At 60.7% G+C, this 12,313-nt stretch carries 9 protein-coding genes; 4 read left to right on the top strand and 5 right to left on the bottom strand.

The genetic code is table 11. The annotated features are described in order from the left end of the window. Positions 1–313: 313 nt before the first annotated feature. The 5 genes from ACIPSK_RS11710 to ACIPSK_RS11690 all read right to left on the bottom strand — a co-directional run bounded on the left by ACIPSK_RS11710 (position 314) and on the right by ACIPSK_RS11690 (position 10,101). A complete protein-coding gene (locus tag ACIPSK_RS11710; RefSeq protein WP_162117356.1) occupies positions 314–781 on the bottom strand; it encodes a DUF3828 domain-containing protein in 468 nt (155 codons plus the stop codon). Positions 782–1,226: 445 nt separating this feature from the next. Beyond that, positions 1,227–3,962 carry a metal-binding protein gene (locus tag ACIPSK_RS11705; protein WP_162117355.1) on the bottom strand — a complete coding sequence of 912 codons (2,736 nt, stop codon included), beginning with the start codon at positions 3,960–3,962 and terminating at the stop codon, positions 1,227–1,229. Positions 3,963–4,326: 364 nt separating this feature from the next. Next, on the bottom strand, positions 4,327–4,713 hold the full coding sequence (locus ACIPSK_RS11700; RefSeq protein WP_026154198.1) for a GNAT family N-acetyltransferase: 387 nt from the start codon (positions 4,711–4,713) through the stop codon (positions 4,327–4,329). Positions 4,714–4,917: 204 nt separating this feature from the next. Next, entirely contained in the window at positions 4,918–7,971 is a 3,054-nt protein-coding gene (gene uvrB / locus ACIPSK_RS11695; RefSeq protein ID WP_017964774.1) for an excinuclease ABC subunit UvrB, read from the bottom strand. A gap of 339 nt (positions 7,972–8,310) precedes the next feature. Then, a complete protein-coding gene (locus ACIPSK_RS11690; RefSeq protein WP_017964773.1) occupies positions 8,311–10,101 on the bottom strand; it encodes a glycoside hydrolase family 15 protein in 1,791 nt (596 codons plus the stop codon). A 243-nt stretch (positions 10,102–10,344) separates the two neighbouring features. Here ACIPSK_RS11690 and ACIPSK_RS11685 point away from each other — a divergent pair, with 243 nt between their 5' ends. The 4 genes from ACIPSK_RS11685 to ACIPSK_RS11670 all read left to right on the top strand — a co-directional run bounded on the left by ACIPSK_RS11685 (position 10,345) and on the right by ACIPSK_RS11670 (position 12,270). Beyond that, positions 10,345–10,686 carry a hypothetical protein gene (locus tag ACIPSK_RS11685; RefSeq protein ID WP_017964772.1) on the top strand — a complete coding sequence of 114 codons (342 nt, stop codon included), beginning with the start codon at positions 10,345–10,347 and terminating at the stop codon, positions 10,684–10,686. A 135-nt stretch (positions 10,687–10,821) separates the two neighbouring features. Beyond that, on the top strand, positions 10,822–11,142 hold the full coding sequence (locus ACIPSK_RS11680; protein ID WP_170255185.1) for a DUF982 domain-containing protein: 321 nt from the start codon (positions 10,822–10,824) through the stop codon (positions 11,140–11,142). Positions 11,143–11,279: 137 nt separating this feature from the next. After that, positions 11,280–11,669: a hypothetical protein gene (locus ACIPSK_RS11675; protein ID WP_026154197.1), complete on the top strand. Its 390-nt coding sequence runs from the start codon at positions 11,280–11,282 to the stop codon at positions 11,667–11,669. A 223-nt stretch (positions 11,670–11,892) separates the two neighbouring features. Beyond that, on the top strand, positions 11,893–12,270 hold the full coding sequence (locus tag ACIPSK_RS11670; protein WP_162117354.1) for a hypothetical protein: 378 nt from the start codon (positions 11,893–11,895) through the stop codon (positions 12,268–12,270). The last annotated feature ends 43 nt before the right edge of the window (positions 12,271–12,313 follow it).

Here is a 12,313-nt window from a genome sequence, read left to right as displayed (position 1 = left end):
GGTAAGGCGGATCGCAGAGTCTGCTCTCTAGTGATCCTCGCGCCGTCTTTGCTCCGCCCTCATCCTTGTACGTTGCCCACAGGGCGAAGCCTCGAAGGACGGGGGCGGCCACCGGCGCCGTTGCCTTCGATTCTGCATAGGGGCTTTGTGGAATGCGGGTGGGAGGAGCTTCCACGCCCGCCCTCGTGGTTCGAGACGGCCCCTGGGCCTCCTCACCATGAGGGCTCTCTTTGGCGCCTGCGGCTTTTATTCTACAGCCAGTGCAATTGTCCACTCCATCCTCGTCGTAGGCTAGGCCCCAACGGCCGCCCACCTACTGCGCATCCCCCAGCAACCCGCTCAGGCTCCAGGGATTATCACCTTTCTGGTTGGCGATGTCATCGACCTTCCAGCCGCCGTGTTCCCGGACCAGGGTATAGAAGAGCGTCACCTCGTCGCCGTTCTCGAACTCCACCTCCACCTCGGCCTTGTCATCCAGCAGGATCGGTTGGCCTATCCTGACGTCGCTGGCCGCGCCATCCTGACCCGCGATCACGGGATCGAAGTCGATCGCGCCGACATCACCCTCCGGTGTGTTGTCGAGATCGGTCTGAAGGAGCTTGTTCAGGTGGTCGGAGAAGAAAGTCGAATAGGGCGAGGGCGCCTCGGCGTCGCTGTTGTCGGTGTCGTAGCTGTAGAGCGCCTTGAGCAGCGCCTTCGGCGTCTTGTAGGTCGCCGCTGATGCGGGCAAGGCTGCGAGCGCCGACAGGGCGAGGGCGAGGATGAATGTGGGCAGGCGCATGCGAACTCTCCTCGGATGAGCGGTGAATCATAGCGGAATCGGGCGCGGAGGTGGAGCGGCATTTTTGGCGGTGGTTACCAGGGTTTGGCGCGGCCATCGCTGTTGATGAATGGCCCCGCGCTTGTTGGGGTTTGGGCGCGTACGCCAGCCTACCCACCTCGCCAATTCCTGTGCTCGTCATAACCAGTGCGCCCAGGTCTCTGGGCGCAGGAGAGTTTCTATCTTGCCACAGAGTCATTCACGGCGCGGGCGCGCCGTGGCTGGATTCTTGTGACAGGCAGAGGAATGAGTGAGGAAAGGTGGACCGATCTACCCTCGGCAACGTATCCATAGACGATCAGAACGCCAATCAACTTTGTATAGGGGGCTTGCATAACCGCAAGCCCCACCTCTGTGTTTAAGTCCATCACGATGCAACTCTGCATCGCATGCAATCCGGTCGCGGCTAAATCAACGCCTCATGCGGCAAGCTCGAAACCAACGGCTCGAAGACGTCCTTCACAGCCAGCGTGAAATCGTGGCTGGTGACGTTTCCGGCCGCGTCATAAGCTTCGGCGGTGAAGGTCAGGCTATGGGTGCTTTCGAAATCGATCGCCGCCTTCGTCTGGATCTTGTTGCCGACGAGCTTGAAGATGCCGTCGGCATCGTCCGTCAGCCGCCATTTCACCGTGTCACCTTCCGGATCGACGGCGGAGAGAAGGCCGACCGAGGTGCCGATCGCGATATTCTCGGAGACCGAGCTGCGCGAGAAGGCGAGATTAACAGGCGCCTTGTTGACCGGCGTCTCGTTGACGTCGAGGACGTTGATCGTGATGTCCTTTTCGACCGTGACCTTGCCGTCGGAAACAGCGACCTTGATCGTGTGCGACTTGTCCGTCTCGTAGTCCAGCGCCTTCGAGGTGACGATGCGATTGCCGTTGAGCCGGAAGTGGTCGTCCGCCCCGTTGATCAGCGTATAGGTCAGCGTGTCGCCGTCGGCGTCCTTGGCGCTGAGCAGGCCGACCGTGGTCCAGATCGGGGTACTTTCCAATAGGGAGGTTTTCGAAAGCTGGATATCGGTGGGCGCGCTGTTGCTGCCGTCGGACGTGAACTTTCCCTTGGCAAAATCGTAGACGCCGTCGGCAAAACGGGCGAATTCAATATCGGTCAGCGTATCCTTGCCCTCCAGGACGCTCGTCAGGATATGGCTGCCATTGTTCAACGCGAAGGAGTAGTTGGCGAAATTGCCTGAGAAGATCGCCGTATCAATGCCCGCACCGCCCAAAAGCACGTCATTGCCGGCGCCGCCTTCGAATCTGTCATTGCCGCCGGTTCCGAAGAAATAGTCGTCGCCGCCGCCCGTCTTGACGTCGATGCCGAAGGCGGTGCCGAAAATGTCGACGTGGCGGTTGGCCAGCTCGTCGGAGAGATCGGCATGGGCGCTGTCCGTCAAAGTCAGTGCGAGGACATCATTCTCGTAGCCCGGCTTGTCGTATTTGACGATCTTGTCGAAGCTTTCGAACTGGGCGGCCGAAGCGAGAACCTCGGCTCCTGCTGTTGCAAGAATTTCGACATTCTTGATCGTCAGGCCGGCAAGCCCGATATATTCCATGCCGGGACCCAAGGTCGGCTGGATGACTTGTAGCGTGTCAATGCCGGCGGCGCCGTCGATCATTCCGGAAATCGCGGAAGAATGTGTCTGCAGGTTGATGGCATCGTTGCCATCGCCCGCATCAATATTGAAGGTCTCGGGGGCGGCGGAAATATTATCGCCGTCAGTGATCTTGTCGTCGCCGGTTCCGCCCCGGATAATGTCATTTCCAGCGCCGCCGAAGATCTGGTCGTTGCCTGCGCCGCCGGTCAACGTGTCATTGCCGGCATAGCCGTTGATCACGTCGTTGCCTGCGCTACCATCGAAAGTATCGTTGCCGGCGGTTCCCTCCAAGTGGTCGTTGCCGCCGCCCGTCGTCACGTCGATACCGGAGGCGCTGCCGGTGATGTAGGACCCACGGCTTGCCAGTTCGTCGGAAAGATCGACATGGGCGCTGTCCGTCAACATCAGACCGAGGCCAGAGTTCTGGTCGCTGGGGCTGTTCGAGAAGACGATCTTGTCGAAGCTTTCGAACTGCGCGGACGAACCGGCAACCATCGATCCCGCCGTTTCAAGGATTTCGATGTTCTTGATCGTCAGGCCCTGCAGCCAGGGGGCTCGCAGAATATCAATTCCAGAACCGCCATCGATTGTTCCGGAAAGTAGATGAGCGTTGGTCTGCACGGTTATGGTATCTGCGCCGTCGCCCGCATCTATGTCGAAGGTTTCAGGGGAGGATCCGAAGAGCTTACCATCGGTGATCGTGTCGTTGCCCGTGCCGCTCCTTATGATGTCATTTCCATCATTGCCATAGATGATGTCGACGCCGGCGCCGGTGTCGATGACGTCGTTGCCGGCGGTCCCGGTGAAGTAGTCTCGCGTGCTTCCAGTCGTGACGTTGATACCGGAAGTGTTAAGGGCGCCAGAGATGAAGACCCGATCGGCCATCAGCTCTTCGGAGAGGTCGACATGGCCACTGTCCGCCAAATGCAAGTAGAGGCCAAGTTGGGAGGTAGTAGTGATCTTGTCGAAGCTTTCGAACTGCGCGGACGATCCGGTAACACCGTTTGACCCTGTTCCGAGAATCTCGAAGTTCTTGATCATCAGGCCCGTCATATCCTCGGCCTGCAGCGTGTCGGTGCCGGCGCCGCCGTCGACTGTTCCGGATATCTGGACGAAGGGGCCCTTTTCCAAAATCACGGTGTCGTTGCCAATGCCCGCATCAATATCGAAGACTTCAGCGACGTCGGCGAAATAATCACCATCGCCAATCGTGTCATCGCCCGAGCCCCCCTTGATCACGTCATTGCCGGTCCCACCGAAGAGTCGGTCATTGCCGTCACCACCATTCAGCGTGTCTGAGCCCCCACCGCCCAATATGGTATCGTTGCCTGCGCCTGTCGTGATGACATTGGCGCTGCTCGATCCTGTCACCTCGGCGGAAACCGATCCCAGCTCATCGGCCAGGTTTGCCACGCCGGAACCTGAGACGGCGAGGGTGACAGCGGCGAGGGGAGTGGCTTCAGAGTCGCGGATGACATCGTAAGCTTCGAACTCAGCGCCGGTCTTGGTAACTGTGGCGCCGTTCGTGTCCAGAATATTCAAGGCCATATTATATATCTTTCCCCAAAGATGCGTTGTACTCGGCAATATGAGACATCCGCGAAAGAACTGTTTTATTGCTCGGCGGACGACAACCCCTCGGGGATCTATGCCAATCCCTGATTAAGTTTTCAATGCAAAATTGTATCTTTTCATTGCTAATTAATGAAAAACTAAGGATGAAATACTGGGAAGCGAATTTTAATTCGAGAACTCAAAGTCACGCTTTGGTTTCGTAAATAGTATTATCTTTCGTTTTCGGATGGGATGCTCTCGCGAAAATTGTGTTTTCAGCGAGTTCTTCGGTAATGCTGCGCCGCGCGACGGTCGCGCCACTATCGTAGGTTGGTGTTGGCTTCGACCTGTTCAGGCCTCACACGAGCTTGATGAGTCCCGCCTCAGTCGAAGTAAATCCGCAAGCGTGGTAGAAGCCGGTCAGGTGCGGCTCGAAATCGACATGCAGCCACTCGGCGCCGCGGTCTCGCGCAACCCTCGTCGCTTCCCGGACCAGCCGCGTCGCAATCCCCTGCCGCCGCATGTCGGGATGGACCGATGTATCGAGGATGAAGGCATGGATGCCGCCATCCCAGGCGACGTTGACGAAGCCGACGAGCCGGTCGTCCTGATAGGCGCCGATATGAGCGAGGCTGCGGGAGAGGATAGGGGTGAAATCGCGGTCGTGCGGGCTGCCCCAGGCGGCGGAAAAGAGCGCGTTCAGTTCGGCGGCGGACGGGAAAGGGTCGATGCGAATTTCTGGCATGGGGAATTCCGTCCGTGGACACGCAGCAAGCCAGAAAGGCTGATCCATAAAATCGCCCATGGTGTCTCCAAAGCGATTGCCTAGACACGCACCCATGGTGTTAGCATCCGAGATTCGTCAACCGCGCCGATTACGAAAGGCGCGGCTGACCCAGCGACACACAAAACTATCTTAAACCAGGCCGCCTGGTTGGTCGGTTTGTCGTTATCGTCCCGGCCGCCCAGTCTTCCCCTTCGTCCGGCTCTTGCGCTTCTGCTCGCCCGGATCCTCATAGCTCCCCACGCCCGTCTTCCCGCGCACGACCGGTCGCACGTCATTGCGTTCCGGCTGGCCCTCCAGCAGCGGTGAAAACCGCTTCGTGCTCTTGGCGGCTTCGGGCTTTTCCGGCAGCGCGCCGGTGACCGGCTTTTCCGTTCGGCCGACGGTCATTTCGTCGAGGTCGTTTTTGCGGAAGAGGGTCTTCTTTGTGGGCTCGGCGATGTCGCGGCCCATCTCATCCAGAGCGGGTTTGCGGAAGAGGGGAGTAGTGGTGTCGGTGCCTGGGCCCATGTCGTCGAGGCTGGGTCTGGAGAAGTAGGAGGGGGTGGCCCCCTCATCCGCCCTGCCGGGCACCTTCTCCCCGGCGGGGAGAAGGGATTCGCGGGTCGCTTTGGCGTTCCGTCTGACGCCTTCCATCGCCTTTGACTCTTCTCTAGCCATGGGATCGTCCATAACCGCCAGCTCGGCAGCCTTGAGGCGTTTGATTTCGTCGCGAAGGCGGGCGGCTTTTTCGAAGTCGAGGTCGGCGGCGGCGTCGCGCATGCTCTTCTCGAGCGCGTTGAGATGGGTCTGCAGGTTGTTGCCGACGAGGTTGCCGCCATCGGCGAAGCCCTTGCCCGAGACGCCCGAGATATCGGCGCGGACGTGGTCGCGTTCGTAGACGCTGTCGAGGATGTCGGAAATCCTGGCCTTGACCGATTCCGGGGTGATGCCGTGTTCCTGGTTATAGATCATCTGCTTTTCGCGGCGGCGGCTGGTTTCCTCCATCGCCCGCTTCATCGAGCCGGTGACCTGATCGGCATAGAGGATGACCTTGCCGTCGACGTTGCGGGCGGCACGGCCGATCGTCTGGATCAGCGAGGTCTCGGAGCGTAGGAAACCTTCCTTGTCGGCGTCGAGAATGGCGACGAAGCCGCATTCGGGGATGTCGAGGCCTTCGCGCAAGAGGTTGATGCCGACGAGCACGTCGAAGGCGCCGAGGCGAAGATCGCGGAGGATCTCGATGCGTTCAAGCGTGTCGATGTCGGAGTGCATGTAGCGGACGCGGATGCCCTGCTCATGCAGATATTCGGTCAGGTCCTCGGCCATGCGCTTGGTCAGCACGGTGCAGAGGGTGCGGTAGCCCTTGGCCGATGTCTCGCGGATCTCGCCGAGCACATCGTCAACCTGGCTGCGGGCCGAGCGGACCTCGACCGGCGGGTCGATCAGGCCGGTTGGGCGGATCACCTGTTCGGCGAAGACGCCGCCGGATTGCTCCATTTCCCAGGCGCCGGGGGTGGCCGAAACGGCGATGGTGTCGGGGCGCATGGCGTCCCATTCCTCGAAGCGCAGCGGCCGGTTGTCCATGCAAGAGGGCAGGCGGAAGCCGTATTCGGCCAGCGTCGCCTTGCGCCTGAAGTCGCCCCGGTACATGCCACCGATCTGCGGCACGGTGACATGGCTTTCGTCGATGAAGACGAGGGCGTTGTCGGGGATGTATTCGAACAGCGTCGGGGGCGGATCGCCGGGGTCGCGGCCGGTGAGATAACGCGAATAGTTCTCGATGCCCTGGCAGGAGCCGGTGGCTTCGAGCATTTCGATATCGTAGCGGGTGCGCTGCTCCAGGCGCTGGGCCTCGAGCAGGCGGCCGGCCTTCTCAAGCTCGGCGAGGCGAAGCCTCAGTTCCTCCTTGATCGACTTGATGGCGCCGTTCAGCGTCGGGCGCGGGGTGACATAGTGCGAATTGGCGTAGATCTTCACCGATTTCAGGTCGCCGACCTTCTGGCCGGTGAGCGGGTCGAATTCGGTGATGGCGTCGATCTCGTCGCCGAACATCGAGATGCGCCAGGCGGCATCTTCCAAGTGGGCGGGGAAGAGCTCGATCGTGTCGCCGCGAACCCGGAAGCTGCCGCGGGTGAAATCCATATCGCGGCGCTTGTATTGCTGGGCGACGAGGTCGGCCAGCAGCTGGCGCTGGTCGAGCCGGTCGCCGACCGACATCTGGAAGGTCATCGCCGTATAGGTCTCGACCGAGCCGATACCGTAGATGCAGGAGACCGAGGCGACGATGATGCAATCGTCGCGTTCGAGCAGCGAGCGCGTTGCCGAGTGGCGCATGCGGTCGATCTGCTCGTTGATCGAGGATTCCTTCTCGATATAGGTGTCGGAGCGCGGCACATAGGCTTCCGGCTGGTAATAATCGTAGTAGGAAACGAAATATTCCACCGCATTGTCGGGGAAGAAATTCTTGAATTCGGAATAGAGCTGGGCGGCCAGCGTCTTATTCGGCGCCAGGATGACGGCCGGGCGCTGCGTCGCCTCGATCACCTTGGCCATTGTGAAGGTCTTGCCGGAGCCGGTGACGCCGAGCAGCACCTGGCTGCGGTCGCCATTCTCCAGCCCCTCGACGAGATCGCGGATGGCTGTGGGCTGGTCGCCGGCCGGCTCGTAGTCCGACTGCATGCGGATGGCGATGCCGCCTTCTGACTTGTCGGGGCGGGCAGGGCGGTGCGGCGTCCAGATCTTGCCGTTCTTGTGCAGCGGATTGCCGCTCTCGATCAGCGCCGACAGCGCCTCGACCGTGGCGGTGACGGCGGTGCCGGCCTGCAACGACGAGGCCTCCTCCAGCGTCGTATCCATGCCGGAGACGGGATTGAGGCCGGCGGCCGCGCGCGTCTTCGGGTCGGTCGAGCCGCCCATGGAGGTGCCGCGCGCACTCTTTGAAGCGCTCACGCTGTCGGCGCTTTGCGCCTTCGCTCCGCGAGGGCCTCGCAACGGCTCGGACGCCCGTTCGGGCTTGCGGCCTTCGGCCGATTTGGCGGCGATTTCCACCTTCTTGCGATGTTTGCCGGCCTTGGAGGCGATCTGGCGCTGGGTCTCGACGCCCGAGGCTTCGGCATCGGCCTCCAGCTGCTTCACCCAATCGGCAACCGAGCCTGAGAGCGGGGCTCCCTCAAAAGACGATTGGGGAGCTTCCTCGAAGCCATTCGGGGCGGGGGATTTCTTCGGAGATCTGGCCATGGCGGGAATATGGAGGGAGTCAGGGCGAAAGTGAAGAGGGAAAGAGTACAAAAGGGAAACGAATGAATCGTTCGGATTTTTGAATAGTCTCACGCTCGCGTGATACTAAAAGACCCCGCCCCAAACCCCATCCGGTAGGATGCCGGGGTCGAGCCACGGGTCTCGACCCATCCTTCGGACCCCCACAAGGGGGAGGGGCTTAACTTGCGGCACCCGCTTTTCCAAATCTTCAGCGTTTCGGAAGAAGCGAGGGTAGTGCCGCCGGATTAGCCCCTCCCACCTGTGGGGAGGGGTTGGGGAGGGGTCTTTTTCGACGGTACAAACCGGGCTGATCCCCCATCAAGCCGAACGCTGGTCCGCCGGCCCCTCCAGGGGCGCGAGGTTCAACGCACTGTTGATCAACCCGACGTGGCTGAAGGCCTGCGGGAAGTTGCCGAGCATGCGGCGGGCGGCGGGATCATATTCTTCCGCCAGAAGCCCGACATCGTTGCAGATATAAAGCAGCCGCTCGAACAGGCGCAGCGCATCGTCGCGGCGGCCGATCATGCCGAGGGCGTCGACGAGCCAGAAGCTGCAGGCGAGGAACGCGCCTTCGCCTGGCGGCAGGCCGTCGTCCACCTCCTGCGTCTCGTAGCGCAGCAGCAGGCCATCGCGCAGCAGCTTGCGCTCAATCGCCTCGACTGTCGCGACATAGCGCGGATCATCAGGCGGGATGAAGCCGACCATGCCCAGATGAAGCAGGCTGGCATCAAGCGCCTTGGAGCCGTAGGCCTGTACGAAATAGCCGAGTTCGGGATCGAAAGCCTTCTCGCAAACCTCGGCATGGATGTGATCTGCGAGCGTGCGCCAACGTGCGGCGGCCTCGGGCTCGCCGTCCACCTTGGCAATCTGGACGGCGCGGTCGAAGGCCACCCAGGCCATGACCTTCGAATAGGTGAAATGCTGGCGCTGGCCGCGCACCTCCCAGATGCCTTCATCGGGCTCCACCCAGATTTTTTCGAGAAAGGGCAGAATGGCCGCCGCCAGTTCGCGTTCGCGGTGATGCGGCGGAAGCCCGCCCTTGCGGGCCTGCAGCATGGCGTCGGCCACCTCGCCATAGACATCGAGCTGCATCTGTTCGGCAGCGGCATTGCCGATGCGTACAGGTGTCGAGCCCTCGTAGCCACTCAGCCAGGAAACCTGCCATTCCAGCAGATTGCGCTCGCCGGCGACGCCATACATGATCTGCATCTGCGCCGGGACGCCGGCGACCGCGCGCAGCAACCAGTTGCGCCAGGCACTGGCTTCCTCGTAATAGCCGATTTTCATCAGGGCGAGCAGGGTCAGCGTCGCGTCGCGCAGCCAGCAATAGCGGTAGTCCCAGTTGCGCGGCCCGCCGATCTTTTCCGGCAGGGAGGTCGTCGCCGCGGCGACGATGCCGCCCGTCGGCATGTAGGTCAGTGCCTTGAGCGTGATGAGCGAGCGTTTGACCTGTTCCGTCCACCGGCCCACTTTCGGGCAGGCAGCGGCAAAGGATTGCCAGAATTCCTCCGTGTCCGGCAGCGCATATTCCACCTGCCGCTGAACCGGCTGCGGTATATGCGAGGGGGACCAGGTCAGGATGAAGATCTGGCTCTCGCCAGCGGCAACCTGGAAGGAGCCGACCGTGCTCAGGCCGCGGCCTTCGAGCGGGACGGCGCAATTCAGGGTTAGCCTGTCCGGGCCGGCAATGGCGATGATGCCGCCATCCTCCCCGTGCGTGACCCAGGGAACGGTTCGACCGTAATCGAAGCGAAGGTTGAGTTCCATATCGAAGGCGACAGTGCCGCTCTTGCCCTCGACGATGCGCATCAGATCGCTCGTGCTATCGCGAAGCGGCATGAAGTCGATGAGAACGGCGGTGCCGGTCTCTGTCTGAAACTCGGTTTCGAGAATGAGCGTATCGTTGCGGTAGCGGCGCGTGACGCGGACATTTTCACCTGACGGTGACAACGACCAGAAGCCGTTATCCTCGCCGCCGAGCAGGGCGGCAAAACAGGCGGGGGAATCGAAGCGCGGAAAACAGAGCCAGTCGATCGAGCCGTTCTTCGAGACGAGTGCGGCGGTTTCGCAATCGCCGATGAGCGCGTAGTCCTCAATGGGTACCGACACCGCAGCCTCCTTTGCATAGCAGTCTGGCTTTTAGGTAGAGGCCGTGCGCGGAGGTCAAGCGCGGAAACTAACGGGCGGTCGGCGGGCGGCTATCATGTAAACTCCGGATATCAATGGGGCATGTCAGCAATGCCAATCCGGAACGGGAGTGTCCCGATAAAAAAAGTCTGTGGTTGAAGGCTCTGCCGGCTCCCGCATTGCGCGCGGCGATGTTACAGCTGCTGCGGGAATTGGGGACCATTCATGAACAAGATCATCATTGCATTCGCGGCGGCCGCGGCAGTGGCCGGCTGCGCCAAACGTCCTGACGCCATCGTCCAGGTCGATATTCCGATGGCGGCCTATACGAACCTCAGTTGCGAGGCGCTCGCAGTGGAACACAAGAAAGAGAAGGCCAAGCTCGACGACCTGTCCAAGCAGCAGATCAGCGCAGCGAACGGTGATGCTTTCGGTGTCTTCCTGGTCGGCGTCCCCATCGGCAGCGTCGCCGGGGGAGACAAGGAAGGCGAAATTGCCGCGTCCAAAGGTAAGGTTTCGGCCATGCAATCCGCTGGACTGAGCAAGGGCTGCAAGCTGCCCGGCTGACAGCCGGGGCGGCAACCATCGAAATCGCCCCGGCCAAAAGTGGGCATTGGCCGGGGCGACCCTGCTTTCAATATCCATTCGCCACCCGTTGCCCTCGTATCGGAACCGAAATCGGCCTTCCGCAGTTAGTTTCCTGTGACTTCAGCTTCAGGTGCAACTGCCATTAGCGACCATTCCGCCTTCTGGAAAAAGACGATCTCGATCGACCTCGACACCGGCGAACGCCTGGTTCTCCGCTCACCGCAGGATGCGCTTTATGCACTTGTCTCGGACTGGCCGGTCAATGGCGGCGTCCATCAGCAGAGGGCGATCGATTTCTGCCGCGCCTGGCTTGCCGGGCGCATGCCGGCCGAGACGGTGCGGCAGGCCTTCATCCTGGCCGCGTTGGAAGCCGGCGTTACGATCAATGATGATGAAGACGGCGCAGAAGCCTCCGCCTTGAACCCTGCGGTATAGGTGGAGTGACGCTGCTAGATCTGCGCGTCCCGCAGCGCCAACAATGTTTCCTTTCATGTATTGCAAATATTATTCCCGCTGTGTTTGTAGGAAATACGGAGCGTCGCCGCGTTCCGATTCTTTGGGGATTCAACTGAATGAGAATGAAAGTCCTTGCTTGTGCCGCACTGCTGATACTGGCCGGCTGCAACGCCCCGGTGTCGCAATCCATTGCGGATTCCCAGCGTCCTCCCTCGAATGACGTCCGGCAGAACTTCATCAATATCGTGTTCAAGAGAAGTTATCGGCACGAAGCAGGAGAAGTCGTATGGGCCCGCATTTCCAGCGTGGTGGTGCTTGAACCTGAGAAAAAGATCTATGCTTACTGCGTGCGTTTGGTGCCCAAGCGCGGCTGGGGAGACTGGGCCTACCTCGGCGTCTCCTTCACAGATGGCAAAATATTAGGCGCAACGGTGAATGACGATCGCTGCCGCGACAAGCGGCTGCGCTATTACCCGTTTCCTGAACTGACCGGCATGAAGACCTGACGCAGGGGCGAGGGCTCCGACCGCGCCGCCGCTCAAGGCTTTGTTGATCGGTGCGCGACAGGCATTTGGTGTCGTTGAGGCGCGGCATCCTGCGACCATCCTGATGCTGAGGTGCGCAGCCCGCAGGGCGGAGCGTCGAACTACAGGCTGCGACATTGCTGCTTTCAGCCATAGCCTCCGGGAAAGCCGGTCCAACAACTTTGATAGAGGGAGATCCAACAGAATGAAAATCAAAATCCTTGTTTGCGCTGTCCCGCTGGCACTGTCTGGCTGCCAGACTCCGGCGCCGCAGTCCGTTGTCGATTCCCAGCGGCCGCCTTCCAACGCGGTTCGACGCGAATACGTCGACGCTTTGCGTGGAACCATCAAACCGGGGAACTTCGTAAAGGCTGAGATTTCAAGCGTGGTTCTGCTTAATCCGGAAAAGCAGATTTATGCTTATTGCACGCGCACGACGGAACGTGCCAACCCGAACTGGTCCTATATCGGCCTGGGCTTGCAAGACGACATGATATTGTACCTGAAAAAGAACGACCATCGCTGCCACGACGAACGGCTGCGTTACTATGATTTTCCCGAATTGCGGAATATGAAGTACTGACAAAAGAGGCGAGGCTTCGGAAGCGTTACCTTTCGGCCCTGGG

Source organism: Rhizobium sp. LARHSG275 (assembly GCF_052871115.1).
The sequence above is the reverse complement of the archived record's forward strand: the minus strand, read 5'-3'. Positions and strand labels throughout refer to the sequence as shown.